The sequence below is a fragment of the Bacteroidales bacterium genome (assembly GCA_035299085.1).
Lineage (GTDB): Bacteria > Bacteroidota > Bacteroidia > Bacteroidales > UBA10428 > UBA5072.
Genome location: DATGXG010000057.1, coordinates 18,074 through 33,229 on the forward strand (window position 1 = coordinate 18,074; position 15,156 = coordinate 33,229).

At 43.3% G+C, this 15,156-nt stretch carries 14 protein-coding genes; 9 read left to right on the forward strand and 5 right to left on the reverse strand.

What is annotated here, in order from left to right; translation table 11 throughout:
* Positions 1–121: 121 nt before the first annotated feature.
* Positions 122–736 carry a DUF1295 domain-containing protein gene (locus tag VK179_18985; protein HLO60843.1) on the forward strand — a complete coding sequence of 205 codons (615 nt, stop codon included), beginning with the start codon at positions 122–124 and terminating at the stop codon, positions 734–736.
* Between the two features lie 16 nt (positions 737–752).
* On the opposite strand, the gene nth is transcribed toward VK179_18985, so the two are convergent.
* Together nth and VK179_18995 are read right to left on the reverse strand one after the other, a co-directional pair.
* Positions 753–1,406, reverse strand: coding sequence for an endonuclease III (gene nth, locus VK179_18990; GenBank protein HLO60844.1), 654 nt, complete (start codon positions 1,404–1,406; stop codon positions 753–755).
* A gap of 164 nt (positions 1,407–1,570) precedes the next feature.
* The gene (locus VK179_18995) at positions 1,571–2,053 is read right to left on the reverse strand and encodes an isoprenylcysteine carboxylmethyltransferase family protein (GenBank protein HLO60845.1); all 483 of its coding nucleotides are present in this window, start codon (positions 2,051–2,053) and stop codon (positions 1,571–1,573) included.
* Between the two features lie 79 nt (positions 2,054–2,132).
* On the opposite strand from VK179_18995, the gene VK179_19000 reads away from it, so the two are divergent.
* The 3 genes from VK179_19000 to VK179_19010 are packed head-to-tail and all read left to right on the forward strand — an operon-like array spanning position 2,133 to position 5,070.
* The gene (locus VK179_19000) at positions 2,133–3,179 is read left to right on the forward strand and encodes an aldo/keto reductase (GenBank protein HLO60846.1); all 1,047 of its coding nucleotides are present in this window, start codon (positions 2,133–2,135) and stop codon (positions 3,177–3,179) included.
* A 17-nt stretch (positions 3,180–3,196) separates the two neighbouring features.
* Positions 3,197–4,246 (forward strand): alcohol dehydrogenase catalytic domain-containing protein, encoded by a 1,050-nt coding sequence (locus VK179_19005; GenBank protein ID HLO60847.1) that lies wholly within the window; start codon positions 3,197–3,199, stop codon positions 4,244–4,246.
* Positions 4,243–5,070: an amidohydrolase family protein gene (locus VK179_19010; protein ID HLO60848.1), complete on the forward strand. Its 828-nt coding sequence runs from the start codon at positions 4,243–4,245 to the stop codon at positions 5,068–5,070. Before VK179_19005 ends, VK179_19010 begins: the two co-directional genes overlap by 4 nt.
* A gap of 211 nt (positions 5,071–5,281) precedes the next feature.
* On the opposite strand, the gene VK179_19015 is transcribed toward VK179_19010, so the two are convergent.
* Genes VK179_19015 through VK179_19025 form a run of 3 tightly spaced genes read right to left on the reverse strand, consistent with a single transcriptional unit; the run spans position 5,282 to position 10,254 of the window.
* Positions 5,282–7,216: a response regulator gene (locus tag VK179_19015; GenBank protein ID HLO60849.1), complete on the reverse strand. Its 1,935-nt coding sequence runs from the start codon at positions 7,214–7,216 to the stop codon at positions 5,282–5,284.
* Entirely contained in the window at positions 7,213–7,659 is a 447-nt protein-coding gene (locus VK179_19020; GenBank protein HLO60850.1) for a response regulator, read from the reverse strand. The genes VK179_19015 and VK179_19020 overlap by 4 nt, the downstream gene beginning before the upstream one ends.
* 3 nt (positions 7,660–7,662) lie before the next feature.
* Positions 7,663–10,254, reverse strand: a complete 2,592-nt coding sequence (locus tag VK179_19025) for a PAS domain S-box protein (GenBank protein HLO60851.1) — start codon at positions 10,252–10,254, stop codon at positions 7,663–7,665.
* Positions 10,255–10,372: 118 nt separating this feature from the next.
* Here VK179_19025 and VK179_19030 point away from each other — a divergent pair, with 118 nt between their 5' ends.
* Genes VK179_19030 through VK179_19050 form a run of 5 tightly spaced genes read left to right on the forward strand, consistent with a single transcriptional unit; the run spans position 10,373 to position 15,112 of the window.
* On the forward strand, positions 10,373–11,284 hold the full coding sequence (locus tag VK179_19030; protein ID HLO60852.1) for a UbiA family prenyltransferase: 912 nt from the start codon (positions 10,373–10,375) through the stop codon (positions 11,282–11,284).
* Positions 11,281–12,369 carry a type III polyketide synthase gene (locus tag VK179_19035; protein ID HLO60853.1) on the forward strand — a complete coding sequence of 363 codons (1,089 nt, stop codon included), beginning with the start codon at positions 11,281–11,283 and terminating at the stop codon, positions 12,367–12,369. Before VK179_19030 ends, VK179_19035 begins: the two co-directional genes overlap by 4 nt.
* A complete protein-coding gene (locus VK179_19040) occupies positions 12,362–13,063 on the forward strand; it encodes a methyltransferase domain-containing protein (GenBank protein HLO60854.1) in 702 nt (233 codons plus the stop codon). Before VK179_19035 ends, VK179_19040 begins: the two co-directional genes overlap by 8 nt.
* Positions 13,050–14,621 (forward strand): FAD-dependent monooxygenase, encoded by a 1,572-nt coding sequence (locus tag VK179_19045; protein HLO60855.1) that lies wholly within the window; start codon positions 13,050–13,052, stop codon positions 14,619–14,621. Before VK179_19040 ends, VK179_19045 begins: the two co-directional genes overlap by 14 nt.
* The gene (locus tag VK179_19050; protein HLO60856.1) at positions 14,618–15,112 is read left to right on the forward strand and encodes a hypothetical protein; all 495 of its coding nucleotides are present in this window, start codon (positions 14,618–14,620) and stop codon (positions 15,110–15,112) included. The genes VK179_19045 and VK179_19050 overlap by 4 nt, the downstream gene beginning before the upstream one ends.
* Positions 15,113–15,156: the final 44 nt, after the last annotated feature.

The window sequence follows — 15,156 nt, forward strand, 5'->3', positions numbered from 1 at the left end:
TCCAAGTAGTTCCAAGTGGTTCTAATTGGTTCCAATTGGTTCCTATTTCTTTGAAACAAATTTGAAACAACTTGAAACAACATGAAACAAATATAAACCAACTAATCACTAAATTAGCTCCATGAAATACATCGCATTAGCCCTCATCTGGTCGGCCTATTGCTTTCAGCACAGCTACCTGATCAGCAATGGATTTATCGGCGTTGTGAGATCACGTTATAAAAAGTTCTTTCCTTTTTACCGGCTGGTTTATGTAATGATTTCTTTCGTGCTGCTGGTTCCGGTGCTTTATTATTCTCGTATATGGCGAAGTGAAGTAATTTTTACCTGGAGTCCATTCTGGAATTATGTCCGTTTAGCATTGATTGCCATATCTCTTTTCATTGCGCTGAAATCACTGTTCATTGATTATGACATCCTGGCATTCATCGGAATCCGTCAGATTATGAATTCCCAGGGTCACAGCGAAAGCATGCAAACCGGTATTAAGAAAACCGGATTGCTTGGTATAGTAAGGCATCCTCTCTATTTTGCCTCTATCGTACTGCTCTGGTGCAATACATTCTGCATTTCAGATATTGTTGTCAATTCTGTTCTTACGCTTTACTTTATTATCGGAACCCTGCTCGAAGAACGCAAGCTGGTGCTTGAGTTCGGGGATTCATATGTGCAGTATCAGAAGGAAGTCCCGATGCTCATCCCGTTTTTAAAAAGAAAATTGAAGCTGAAGCTTTGATCTGGCCTGATTTCGATTATCCTTCCGTACGGGATCTATAATACCTGCATACCCTGTTCATTACACAAACAGGGCATTGAGGGTTTGTTGGCCGGCAAATTTCACGTCCCAGGAAAGAGAAGCACATTCCAATTTCATTCCAGGTTGATTTTGGAAATATGTTCATGAGCTGTTTCTCGATTTTATCCGGGTTTTCGCTTTCTGAAATACCTAAACGGGGAACTACTCTTACAACATGCAGATCAACGATAATTCCATATGCTTCTGCTCCCGATTCACGGGCAATTACGTTGGCTGATTTTCTTCCGATGCCCGGAAGATTTACCAGTTCCGGCAAGATGACCGGTATTTTATCGTCGTCTCCAACAACCTTTGCTATTTTAGATAACCATATGGCCTTTTTTCTGAAACTCCTGATTGAGCTGATATTTTTCTGAATATCTTCAACCTGTGCATTTGCCAGTTCCATTATTGTAGGATAAACTTTAAAAAAATCCGGTGCTATCTTATTGATACGCTTATCCGAATCCTGTGCTGCAAGGATAACCATTACAAGAAGCTCATAACGGTTTTTATAATCCAAGGGGTGTTTCCTGCCCGAGTATTTCTTCAATAACGGTTCAGAGCTTTCCACCCAGTCAGTTTCTTTTATGATTTCAGTATCATTCATACACTGAATAAGAATTACGATTAACGGTTTTACAGTTCAATTCAGTGATAACAGCCACAACCCTTCTTTTGTTTGTTTTGGGGTCGGACCACGCTGGTCCGACCCCGATAACTAGTTCCAAAGTAGTTCCAAATTGTTAAAACTTGTTTGAAACAACCTTGAAACTATTTGAACAACTTCTTCACCGGCACCGGGAAAAACTCCGGGGTACTGCTCCTGTAAGCTTTGTATTCTTCGCCAAAGAATTTCTCCATCTCGGTTTCTTCACCTTTGATCTGCAACTTAAAAACAATGTAAGCCACCACACTGGCGCTGAAAACCAGCCAAGAATTCATCATAAATGATGTGCCGGGAATCATAAAAAGAATAATGGCGGCATATAACGGGTTACAGCAAAGATAGAAGGCACCCTTTGTTACCAGCCGGGTTTCTTTGATACCTTTAAGCAGCGCAGGAATGGTTGAGAAATACATGATGAAACCGAGTATTACAAGAGCCAGTCCTATGAAGAAAAGAATTCTGTGTTCATCCGGGAAAAACCGGAATGAACCTTTCAAAACAATGCTTACAATGATTGTAACTGCAAGCCATGGCAGGGCAATGCGGCCAATCTTCGGTCCCACACCGTAAAAGTTTAGTTTTGACATAATTTAAAGTTTTGGAATTTTCTTTTTCCCATGCAAAATAAAAAAAAGTAATTTTAAAACCTCATAAAAATGTTTCTGCGTGGAGCACAAAACCATAGGAAATACCGGTGTGAAAATACCACCGATAATCTTCGGCACAAGCGCCCTGGGGAATCTTTACACAGCCCTACCTTACGAAACCAAGCTGGCCATTGTAAGCGAATGTTTAAAACATGTACCGAAACCCGTTGTCTTTGATTCAGCAGGTAAATACGGTGCCGGGTTGGCTCTTGAGGAACTGGGTAGAATACTTCATCAATTGAACATCAGTCCGGATGATGTGGCGATCAGCAATAAACTGGGCTGGATAAGAATGCCATTGCTTACACCGGAACCTACTTTTGAGAAAGGGGTATGGATGGATATTCAGCATGATGCCCGCCAAAATATCAGTTATGAAGGTATTCATGAATGCTGGGAGCAGGGTAATGCCTTGCTGGGCAATTATAAACCAGCTCTTGTTTCGGTTCATGACCCCGACGAATACCTGGCCATGGCCACTGACAAAGCTCATTTCAACAAGTTGTTCTCTGATATTCTTGAAGCTTATAAGGCTTTAGGTTCTTTAAAAAAAGAGGGCATTGTAAAAGCTGTCGGAGTTGGAGCCAAGGACTGGACTACAATCCGGATGATCGCAAATGAAGTGAACCTCGATTGGGTTATGTTTGCCAACAGCCTTACCATTTACAGGCATCCACAGGAGTTACTTGATTTTATGGATGAACTGCATAAAAAAGGAGTTGCCATTATCAACTCCGCGGTTTTTCATGCGGGTTTTCTTACGGGCGGTGACTTTTTTGATTATGTTAAAATCAAGCCTGACTCGGAAGTGAACAAAAGCCGGTTTCAATGGCGCGAAGAGTTTTTTTCTGTCTGCAAAAAGCATAATGTGCTTCCGGCCAATGCCTGTGTTCAATTTGCATTAACTGCGCCGGGTGTGGTAAGTATATCACTGAACACGTCCAACCCGGCCCGTATAAAAGATAATGTGCAATCGGTAAATTGCACAATACCGGGTGATTTCTGGAAAGAAATGATTGACCGGAAACTGATTGATACTGATTATTATTCTTATTTAAAGTTTTAAACTCAATGACAAGGAAAATGAATGCCGCAGTCCTGTCGGAATACAGGCATGTGGAATGGAAATCGGTTAACGTCCCCGAAATAGCGGGTAATGAAGTGCTGATAAAGGTTGGATATGCCTGCATATGCGGAAGCGATCAACATGTGTTCCTCGGTGAATTTCACCCGCGAACAAGCGTTCCCCTAATACAGGGTCATGAATTTGCCGGTACTATTGTTGAAACCGGTCCTGATGTGAAACTGTTCCGCGAAGGCGACCGCGTAGCGGTTGACCCCATCATCTGGTGCGGTCACTGCCCGGCCTGTAAACGGCATCATTACCCTGCATGTTCTACTCTTCGTTTGGTAGGAATTGACCTCGACGGCGGATTCAGTGAATACATGAAGGTACCTGAAACCATGCTGTACAAGGTAACCGACAACATTTCAGATCAGCATGCCGCTTTGGTTGAGGTCATTTCAATAGGCTTCCATGCCTGTAAACGGGCAGGAGTTCAATCTGGTGACACAGTGGTAATATGGGGTGCGGGAAAAGTTGGTCAGTGCATTCTGCAGGCTGTAAGGACAAAAACAACAGGCACTGTTATTATGGTTGATATTCTGGATGAGCGACTGGCCATGGCGAAAAAGGCCTATCCGGATATTTTCACAGTGAATGCGACTAAAACAGATGCCATTGCAAAAATCAAGGAGATAACAGGTAACGAAGGAGTAGATATAGCTTTTGAAGCTGTCGGACATACAAAAGAATTGCCCGGAGTGATTAACCCTGTACGAGGCGCCATCCAGGCAATTCGTGGCGCAGGCAAAGTATGCGTGCTTGGACTGTCCACTGAGCCGTCACCGATCGTTATGAGGGAACTCATATGGAAGGAAGGTACCATCATCACTTCACGGGTATCTCATGGTGAATTTGCCGAGACCATTGATAACATGAACCGGGGAACATTAAAGCCCGGAGCGCTGGTGACCGACATACTTCATCCTTCAAAAACCCAGGAAGCTTTCGAAATGCTGGAAGAAGAACCTGATAAACATTTGAAGATCCTTCTAAAATTCGGTGAATGAAGATCGATTCACACCAACATTTCTGGAAATATAATCCAACGGAATATTCCTGGATCAGCAACGAAATGAATGTGCTGAAAAAGGATTTTTTACCCGGGGACCTTTTTACTGAACTTACCAAATACGGTATGGACTCCTGCATTGCTGTCCAGGCCAGGCAGTGCCCCGAAGAAACCCGGTGGTTGCTTGAACTGGCAACTCAGAATGATTTTATAAAAGCTGTTGTCGGCTGGGTTGACCTTTGTTCCGGTGATGTGAAAAGCCAGCTCGATGAATTCACACAACACCGGAAATTTGTGGGTGTCCGTCATGTGGTTCATGACGAACCGGATGATAATTTTATACTCCGGGACGATTTTTTGAACGGAATCAGCCTTTTAAAGAATTACTCATTAACCTATGATTTACTGCTGTTCCCGAAACATCTTCCCGTGGCAGAGCGTTTGGTAAGCATGTTCCCCGATCAGCCTTTTGTTTTGGACCATATTTCAAAGCCCCTGATCAGGCATAAGAAAATTCACCCCTGGAAGGAAGACCTGTTGCGACTTGCCGCACACGACAATGTATTCTGCAAGATTTCAGGAATGGTAACCGAGAACGACTGGCAAAGACGTCAGATGGAAGACTATATTCCTTACCTGGATATTGTTTTCGATGCGTTTGGTGAAAACCGCCTGATGTACGGAAGCGACTGGCCGGTATGCAAAGTGGCCGGTGATTACTCTCACGTATTGAATGTGGTTGAACGATATATGGAGAAAATGCCCGAAGGTGTTCGGGAGAAAATTATCGGATTGAATTGTAGGGAGTTTTATTTTAAGTGATTAGTGATTAGTGACTGGTGACTGGTAACTGGTAACTGGTGACTGGTGACTGGTAACTGGTAACTGGTAACTGGTTAGGTCCCATTAGTCTCTAATGTCCCTGAACCGAATATCGGATACCGAATACCGAATACTGCTTTTGGCGGAGTATTGCCTGTGCAGGCAGATTGCTTCACCCCGCAGGAATCGGGGTTCGCAATGACGGTGGCTACTAGACATTCACAAACGTTGAAATCTTCTTTACAAGCTTATTGATATCCACAGGCTTGGTGATGTAGTCATCACTACCGGCTTCGATTGTGGAACTGACTTCCTTTTCTGTGGCAAAGGCCGACTGGGCTATAATGGGTGTTTTCGGCTTTATTTTTTTTATTTCTTTAATGGCATCAATCCCGTTCATGATGGGCATTTTTATGTCCATCAGTACCAGGTTGATGTTATCGCTGTTTTTTATCATGTTCACCGCATCCAGCCCATTCTTTGCACGGCAGGTGACAATATTACGCTGTTTCAGAGATTCCTTCAGAAACAGGTAGCTGATCTCATCATCTTCGGCAATCAACACATTGAGGCACGGGATAAGATTAACCTGTGTTTCATGGGTTTCGCCCTGGAAAAACTCTTCGTCGATCTGGCATGGCAGCGAAAATGAAAATATGGAACCTATACCCGGTTCGGATTCCACATACATTTTTCCGCCCATCAGTTCAACATATGCTTTGGATATTGCCAGTCCCAGCCCGATTCCATCCTGGGGATTGGTGGTCTCCACCTGGCGGAAGCGTTCAAATATTTTCTCCTGCAAATCTTTGCGGATACCAACTCCGGTATCTTTCACAAAAAACAGCAGGTTCATGCCATTCTGCAGCCTGCATCCCAATTCAATTTGGCCGCCTCTTTCAGTGAATTTAAGTGCATTTTTAATAAGGTTTGTCAGTATCTGACCTAGTTTGGTTTTATCGGTGTCAATAATAAACTCCTGTTTGGGCAAATCTACCTGGGAAGCAAGCGTTATCCCTTTATTTTGTGATTCGGGGGTGAAAAGGAGCAACAGTTCGTTAAGCAATCCGCGAATATTTGTTTTTTCATTTTTTACTTCGATAAGTCCGGCCTCAATGCGTGAAATGTCAATCAGGTCGTTTATAATGCTCAGCATACGTTTTCCGCTCATTTCAATTACCTGGGCATATTTTAATCTTGTTTCTTCGGATAGCGCAGGTCGTTTGAGCAATTCGGCAAAACCAAGCACCCCGTTCATCGGAGTCCTGATCTCATGGCTCATGTTGGCCATGAAAGCTGATTTAAGCCTGTCGCTTTCTTCAGCTTTTTCCTTGGCTTTTTTGAGTTCGTATTCCGTATTTTTTAATTCGGTAATGTCGGTGAAAGTTGTATAAACACCGTTCGGTTTTTCATCTGAATTGTTGAACTGAGGAATTGCACTTATAAGGATCCAAACCTGTTCGTTCTTTGAGGGGTTGTAAACTCCCATAATCACATCCTTAACAGGCAACCCTGAATTCAGTGCCTGTAAAGCGGGGTGTTCTTCGCCGGGAAATTCAGTTCCATCTTCATGAATCGATTTCCATTCGGAATTAAACGACGTACGGCTTTTCAACTGTTCAATACTTAAACCAAGAATGCGTTCGGCTGCCGGGTTCGCCGTTAATATCGCTCCGGTGGCATCCTGGTAAACCACTCCCTGGCCCATGGTTTCAAACAATGTCCTGAATTGCTTTTCCGTTTCCTTGCGCTGCCTGATATTGATCCATGCACGGATATTCCGTTGGACAACCAGGTCGATATTTCGGAATGAGTCCGGAGATTTTACAAGGTAATCTATGGCACCTGATTTCATAGCCTTTACGGCGGTTTCCTCGTCACCATACGAAGTCATCACAAGAATAGGGAGTGTTTGTTCTTCGGAATCCGCATTCAGCAGATCCATTGCGCTGCCATCAGGCAGGTTGATATCGGCTAGTATGAGATCAGGAATTCCATTGGAAATTATTTGCTTGTATTCCCGTATTGATCCGGCTTCCAGAATTTCATAACTAACTTCGGATCCCGAAAGAGTTCTTTTTATAACCTCTGCGTGTGCGGGTTCATCCTCTAACAGAATTAACCGGTAATTATTTTTATTTTTCATTTGCAATGCGGGTATTTATTCCAAACCACCCAGTAAAACCCGAAAGTCTCAATCAGTTTTGAAAATTTAGTCAAATCGAAAGGCTTTACCAGGTAGCTGTTTACATTATATTCGTATGCTTTGGATATATCTGTTTCGGCATCTGATGTAGTGAGTACAACAGTGGGAATGTTCCGGAGGCATTCATCATCCTTAATTTTCTGCAGCACTTCTATTCCATCTACTTTCGGCAGCCTCAAATCCATCAGGATAAGATCAGGGCGTGGCGAAGAACCTGGATCTTTGTATTCGCCCTGACGGAATAAGTAATCTAGCGCCTGTTGCCCGTCGCTCAGGTGTGTGATCCGGTTATTGATCCGGTTCTTTTTGAAATTCCGAAGCGCAATCTCTGCATGCGCCGGATCATCTTCAATAAATAATATGATCAAAGGATTTCCCTCCATAATTCAATCCATTATTCGTGTTTTATCAAGTGTAAAGAAAAATGCAGTGCCTTTTCCTTTTCCTTCTGACTCAAACCAGATAGTGCCACCATGAACCTCAACTATTCTTTTTACCATAGCCAGACCGATTCCTGATCCTTCAGTTCCGGTGTCAAGCTTTTCAAAAAGTCCGAAAACCTTATGCCTGTATCTTGGATCGATCCCCGATCCGTTGTCTTTAATAAACAATATAAGTTCATTCCGGTTTTCCTCAATCTTCGCGCCCAGCTCAATTAAAGGTTCTTTTTGATCACCCATAAACTTAACCGCGTTGTCGATAAGATTCTGGTACAACTGAATAAGGCGCTGCTGGTGACCGGATATCATAACTCCAGGACCTGTAATGTCAACCTTTACATTTCGTTTTGTGATGCTTCCTGCCACCAGGTCGAGAGCAGTTTGGATGATGTCCTGCATTAAAAATTCAGATTTCGGATCTTCTTTACGACCGATCCTGGACAGGTTGAGCAGTTCATCCAGAAGGACGCCCATTTTATCCGCTGCATTCTGAATAAACCCGATGTCTTTATCCTGTGCCGGTTTATCGTTGCTTTCAATATCTTCCTTCAGATACTCCGTGAACGATTTGATTGTAACAAGAGGACTTTTGAGATCATGTGAAACCGTATAGATGAACCTTGTGAGTTCTTCGTTCTTCTGCTTGATCTCGGATTCGGTTTTTTTATGATCGGTAATATCCTCAAACACCGTCGCAAAATATCCTTTGCGGGGGGAAATAATATTGATAATAAAATATTTCTGAATATCCGGTATATACGTTTCAAACCGGTAAGGAACCCCTGTGGCCGCTACCTGGTAATATTGCTCTGAATACAATCCGGGTTGCGGACCTATTTCAGTAAGGGCACTGCCTTTCAGCGCTGCATATTTATCGTAAGCGGAGTTGGTTTCAATAAGCTTATAACCTGAAGGCCGGCTACCATGGTAAATTACCTCGTGGAGCCCTACGGCTTCAGGAATATTCTCAAACAGGGAGCGGAATTTCTCTTCACTTTGCAACAGGGCCTCATTGGCTGCCTTTCTTTCAGAAATATCTTCCACTGTGAATATCGACTTTACATAGTTTCCATTGTAATCGGTTATAGAGGTAACCGATACATGCACCCAGAGCGGATTCCCGTCTTTACGAATATATCGCTTCTGGTAATCGAACATTTTCATTTCGCCTTCCTGCAATTGGGTATTCAGGGTGGCGGACATTTTCCGGTCATCAGGACAGGTAATATCATAAATTGTTTTACCGATAAGTTCATCCTGTGTGTAGCCCAGGATTTCACAAAGACGGTTATTCACTCTTACCAGGCGGTCATTATTATCGGTTTCGGCAATTCCAATGGCTGCAAAATCAAAGATTCCCTGGAGCCGCTGTTGATTTTCCCTCAATTCTTCAGCCGATATCTTCTGGGCTGTGATGTCCAGTCCGATACCAATCTGCAACCCGCTCTTTAACCGGATATTTGCCCACATGGAGTCAACTATAGAACCGTTTTTGGCTGTGGCTTTCCATTCCTTCCACCCCGATTCAAGCGATTGCATATAATGTATAACCTCCTGGCGGCAGCAGGGGTCGGGATAAACCTTTTCCAAAATTTTACCGTCTGCAGCATCAGATTCCTCCCAACCGAGGATATTTTTATGTTCTTTATTGAACCTGAAATTTTTCAGTTCGGGATCATAGATGTTTACCATGACCGGGATATTATTGAAAATACTTTCAAATAATTCCCGTTCATTGGATAAGATTTTGGTTCGTTGTTCAATCTCCGTGAGGTCAGTCATGGTAATAATAATGCGTTGCAATTCATCCTGCTGATTAACCACCGGCACTGTATTATAACTGATGATTCTCACACAATTATCTTTAAGCCGCAATAGTCTGACCTTATAGTTTTTCCTGAACTCGCCTTTCAATGCCAGGGCTAGTGGCCATTGGCCGAAGCCAATGACTAAGCCGTCAGTGTGCATGAGGACAAATTCTTCGGTATACTTGTCAAGATGGTTCAAACCTTCTGCCTCGGATTCAAACCCGTGAATAGCGGCAGCCGAATGATTCATTGAAATGATATTGCCCTTTTCATCTGAAACTACGAACCCTATTCCTATATTACTGATAACTGCGTCCAGTATGCTATGTTCTAACCGCAGAGAGGATTCGGTTTCTTTTCGATCGGTAACATCCTGGATAGTAGTCAGCATGGTATGATTTCCGTCAACCATAAGCCTTTCGGATGAAATCAGCACCGTATATTTTTTTCCGGACCTGCTGCTAATGACAGTTTCGAAATTGCTCAGCATTCCTGATTTCCTTATCTCCGCCACCATATAGCCACGGCTGGCTGGATTCGCAAACATATTCAGCAATAACGACGATCGTCCTATAACATCTTCCCGGCTGGTTTCAAACAGCGAAAAAAACGCATCATTGGCCTCAAGGATGGTTCCGTCTTCGACTATGCTGATTACCAATGCATTTGGACTGGATTTAAAAGCTGCTTCGAAAAAAGCGCTGTATTTGCCGGTTTGCAGATCTTGCATAATGTAACGTACAACCCGGGTAAAACAATAGCGGGCCGTCATTGTTTTTAATCTGACTCATTTCCCGTTCAGGTTTTCCCTTTTTGCACAATAAAGTTTTTGAAATAAATCGGTTTGCATGTTCAGACATATTCCGGTAATATCCTGGTTTGACAAAGACACGATAAGGCATTTGCGCCTCCCGTTCAGCTTTTATCTTCTTCCGGTATATCTTTTTTCACTGAGCCAGGCAATCTCAATCGCACCCTCATCGGCTATTACAGGATTTGTAATCCTGCATTTTTTCGTCTTTCCTGCAACCAATGGGTATAACAGTTACCAGGACAAGGATGAAACCAGTATCGGTGGACTCAAGTATCCTCCCAAAGTTTCAGTGAACCTGCTTTATGCTTCCCTGATGCTTGAAGTAATTGCTATCCTTTCGGCACTTCTTGTAACGCCTGTCTTCTCCGTAATGATCTTTATCTTTTTACTCATGTCGCATTTATACAGCTATCGCGGCATCAGGCTTAAAAGGTACCCGATCACAGCTTTCATGATCGTCTTTATATTCCAGGGTGCTTTTGTCTACATGATGTCTGCTGAATGCATACAGCCTCATTCGCTGGCCGGTCTTTTTAATACCGGCCAGATCCTTTGCCTCCCCGTATCAAGCCTGTTCATCGGCAGCATGTACCCGCTGACCCAGATATACCAGCACAAGGCCGATAAAGAAGACGGTGTTATAAGTATCAGTTATATGCTGGGTTACAAGGGAACATTTGTTTTTTCCGGTGCGCTGTTTGCTATGGCAACCACATTGCTGATCGTTTATTTTGCAGGTATTAGCAGGCTCTTGTTTGTTCTGCTTTTTATCGCATGTATTCTGCCCGTAGTTTTGCGCCTGTCGCGCTGGTTTGCTGAAGTCAGAAAAGATCCTGCCCGCGCAGACTTCGAAAACACAATGGTCATTAATAGGATTTCCGCAGTTTGTATGAACCTGTTTTTTATTCTTATTTTCTTTCTGAACCATAAATTCGGTACCCGATGAGCCGCATCGTTTCGATTGGCACAGCTGTTCCCGGGTACAAAACAAGCCAGGACCGTATCCTTGAATTTATGATCAGTGCTTATGAAAACGATCTAGCATCCAGGAAGCTTAAAGCGCTCTTCCGTTCAAGCCGTATTGAAACAAGATATTCTGTGATTCCTGATTTTGGCAGCGAGGAATCACAATTTTTCAATGAACAGGGTCGTCCCGGGGTGAATGAACGGATGTCGTTATTCAGGCTCAAAGCCTTACCTCTTGCACTCGAGGCCATCAAAAAGGCAACATCGCGCCTTGTTCCCTGTTTTGATCCGGCATCAGTGACCCACCTGATAGCTGTAACATGCACCGGCCTCCACTCTCCCGGTCTTGATGCGATGATTGTAAAAGAAATGAAGCTGAGGGATGACATTTGCAGGATCCCCATTAATTTTCAGGGTTGCAATGCAGCCTTTCCTGCCATGAAAGTGGCCGATATGATTGCGTTTTCTGATCCCGGTTCAAAAGTGCTTGTGGTTTGTGTTGAGTTATGCACGCTTCATTTCAGTGCCAATAACAATGATGACAACCTTCTTTCGAACACCTTGTTTGGTGACGGCGCTGCGGCAATGATCGTTGTTCCTGATAAAATAGCCGATAAAAGCAGGTGGAACGGATTTGAAATCAAAGGATTTTATTCAAGTCTTTTCTCTGAGGGTAATGACCTGATGGGCTGGAATATCGGAGAACATAATTTTGAAATGATCCTCAGTCATGATGTCCCGGTTTTTTTGGGATCCAATATCAGGAATTTTATTTCCGCAGCAGAGGAAAAACTTGGCATTGCTGAATCCGATATCCGCCACTGGGCTGTTCATCCGGGAGGCAAAAAGATCCTCGATGAAATGATAAAAGCTGTCGGACTCAACGGTAATTCACTTTTGGATTCTTACAAGGTCTTGCGTGAATATGGTAACATTTCATCACCTACAATCCTCTTTGTTCTTAATGAAATTGTAAAAAAAAGCCTGTCGGCGGGTGACAATGTTTTTGCAGTGGGCTTTGGCCCGGGAATTACGATGGATGCTTTATGGCTTACTTATGCCTGACTTTACTCAAAGATCGGAAAAGCCTGAGATGATGGATTCTCCGGTTCCGGAAAATCTTTTATTCCGCAACCTGGCTGAACTGGACATCCTGAACCGGCATTTCGGAGGTCATTCCGCATCAATCAGGGGAATACAAAAACTGGTGAAACCTGATGGAAAAGTATACCATGTTGTGGACCTGGGATGCGGAAGCGGTGATTCAATGAAACAAATCGCACTGTGGTGCCGGAAAGCGAATATCAAAATAAAGCTTACAGGTGTTGATGTGAGCGGCGATGCGATCCGCTATGCAAAGCTTCAGTGTTCGGGTTTCCCCGAAATTACACCCATCGTAGCAGATTATAGGGAGTTAAAAAAGTATCGGTTCACTGCCGATATTTTTCACTCTTCACTATTCTGTCATCACCTGCCCGACTTCGAACTCCGGGAGATGCTTGAGTATTTTAAATTGTGTGCAACCACCGGATTTGTCATCAATGATGTAATGCGCAACCGCGTTGGGTATTATGCTTCAGGAATACTGACAAAGCTCGGCAGGGCTACTTCCCTGGCCCGCAATGACGGTCCTCTTTCGGTATTGAAAGGTTTAACCAAAATGGAATGGATAAGTATGCTGAATGAAACGGGTGTTCGTTATGAGCTTTCGGGTATTTGGCTATACAGGATATTGATAACTGCCTATGTTGGAAGGTAAAACGGATATATTGATAACAGGGGCCGGTCCTGTAGGCCTGTTTATGGCCTGTCAGCTGGTTAAGCACAATATGCGGTTCCGGATTATTGATCAGTCGCCGGGTGTGACAGCTTACTCCGGCGCATTAATCATTCACGCAGGAACGCTGGAGCTTTTCAGGCAGCTGGGATTGGCTGAAGAAGCAATTGCCCGGGGCAGAATTCTGAAAGCCATGCATTTTTCATTCAATGGTAAGAAAGCAGTGCGTCTGGATATCGGTCATGCCGGTAAAAATCAAAGCGAGTATCCGTATGCCTTGTTGCTTGAACAGCATAAAACAGAGAATATCCTTATCCGTTTTCTTGAAAAGAACCGGGTAAAAATTGAACGGGAAACCGCGTTGACAGATTTCAGCGAATTTTCAGATCACGTTGATAATTACATAACCTGCGGATTTACCGATGAAAAAATCGTGTCCTCGTACCTGGTAGCTGCCGATGGCGGACATAGCCTGGTGAGGTCGAAACTTGAAATCCCCCTTTTGGGAAAAACCCACAGCAGGTCTTTGTTTGCGACCGACTGCAAAGCCAGTGTTAACCTTCCGGAAAATGAAGCATTGATTGCAGTATCACCAGGGGCTACGACCGGTTTATTTCCCCTTGGTAATGGTAAATGGAGGATTGACGGGGCTTTTTTATGGCATGATGCCAACTCCGACATCTCATTCAGGAATATAAGTGACCATTTCAAACGGAAAACAAAGTTGGATTTTGGATTGAATGAGCCTTCCTGGTTCTCGAAATTTGAGTCGCACCAGCGAAATGCTCTTTTTTTTAATACCGAAAGATGCTTCCTGGTTGGCGATGCTGCACATCTGTACAGTCCGGTCGGAGCGCAGGGCATGAATCATGGTATGCAGGACGCGGCTAATCTGGCGTGGAAAATGTCGTTTGTTCTCAAAAAATGGGCAAAGCCCTGTGTTCTTTATACCTATGAACAGGAGAGGAAACAGGTATCAGAAAAAACAGCACATATAAGTGACAGAGTATTTAATGTGCTTTCATCCGACAGGTCGGCGCTTAAATTTTTCCGGTTGCGCCTTTTGCCTTTTATGCTGAAACTATTTCTTCCTTTAATAAAAACAACAAAGGTTAAGGAATACCTGTTTCGCAGCATTTCAGGGATCGGAGCGGTATACCAGGGCAGTGTGCTGAGCAGGAAAAGTGCATATGGTCGACCGTGCGCGGGGGAAAGGATGCCGTTCGGGGTATTCACCGAAGGCCATAAATCGGAAGAGATCACTGAAACCATCGGAAATACCCGGATGCAGATATTCCTGTTAAAGAAAGAGCAGGATACCGAATTGTTCAGAAAGGTAATTGATCGCTTTAAAAATCAACTTTTCGTGAGGGAGATAGAATACAAAGAAGCTACAAAATTGTTATTTGATCGGCTAAGCGTAAAACGAACCATGTTTTATCTGGTACGACCGGATTTTTATATTGCGTGCAAAGGCACTGATGCCGAATTCCTTGAAAAATATCTTTACAGGGTTTTAATTCCGAATGGTGGTTCATGAATACTGAAGAAGATAAACAATTTGATTTCTGGCAGAAATGGCTTTATTATAGCAGTCTGTTGATTGCTGCCGGTGTGCTTTTCATTTTCATTTTGTTCCCGGGCTTATTATACATACCGTATGTAAGGTTTTTGGCGGAATCACTTCAATTGCCATATGATGCACAGGAAGCTGCGATGAATTTTATGCTTTTTTTTAGGGGCCCCTTCGGTGCAACATTAATCTGTGCTTACCTTATGCTTGCCTGGATCTCATCGCATGCATTCAAAAGAAAAGATGCCTGGGCCCGCAATGCCATTGCAGGTGCTTTCAGCGTCTGGTTCATCATTGATTCTTTATTTTGCATGTATTATGGTATCTGGTTTCAGTTATATGCCATTAATTTGCTTTCATTTCTGCAAAAAGCCCTTCCACTCGGTTTTACATGGAAATATTTCAAGAGCAGTGAATTTCTTGATGATAAATTCAAATATTACCATGGGGTAAAATGAAGATCACCGATCTTATATTTACATTAACTTTTTACCCCATTGTC

Bases quoted from the DNA above. Each gene is read 5' to 3' on its own strand.
- VK179_18995 (HLO60845.1), bottom strand. From the start codon at position 2,053: ATGTCAAAACTAAACTTTTACGGTGTGGGACCGAAGATTGGCCGCATT.
- VK179_19030 (HLO60852.1), top strand. From the start codon at position 10,373: ATGTTCAGACATATTCCGGTAATATCCTGGTTTGACAAAGACACGATA.
- VK179_19040 (HLO60854.1), top strand. From the start codon at position 12,362: ATGCCTGACTTTACTCAAAGATCGGAAAAGCCTGAGATGATGGATTCT.
- VK179_19015 (HLO60849.1), bottom strand. From the start codon at position 7,216: ATGAAAAATAAAAATAATTACCGGTTAATTCTGTTAGAGGATGAACCC.
- VK179_19005 (HLO60847.1), top strand. From the start codon at position 3,197: ATGAATGCCGCAGTCCTGTCGGAATACAGGCATGTGGAATGGAAATCG.
- VK179_19045 (HLO60855.1), top strand. From the start codon at position 13,050: ATGTTGGAAGGTAAAACGGATATATTGATAACAGGGGCCGGTCCTGTA.
- VK179_19010 (HLO60848.1), top strand. From the start codon at position 4,243: ATGAAGATCGATTCACACCAACATTTCTGGAAATATAATCCAACGGAA.
- VK179_19025 (HLO60851.1), bottom strand. From the start codon at position 10,254: ATGCAAGATCTGCAAACCGGCAAATACAGCGCTTTTTTCGAAGCAGCT.
- VK179_19050 (HLO60856.1), top strand. From the start codon at position 14,618: ATGAATACTGAAGAAGATAAACAATTTGATTTCTGGCAGAAATGGCTT.
- VK179_19020 (HLO60850.1), bottom strand. From the start codon at position 7,659: ATGGAGGGAAATCCTTTGATCATATTATTTATTGAAGATGATCCGGCG.
- nth (HLO60844.1), bottom strand. From the start codon at position 1,406: ATGAATGATACTGAAATCATAAAAGAAACTGACTGGGTGGAAAGCTCT.
- VK179_18985 (HLO60843.1), top strand. From the start codon at position 122: ATGAAATACATCGCATTAGCCCTCATCTGGTCGGCCTATTGCTTTCAG.
- VK179_19035 (HLO60853.1), top strand. From the start codon at position 11,281: ATGAGCCGCATCGTTTCGATTGGCACAGCTGTTCCCGGGTACAAAACA.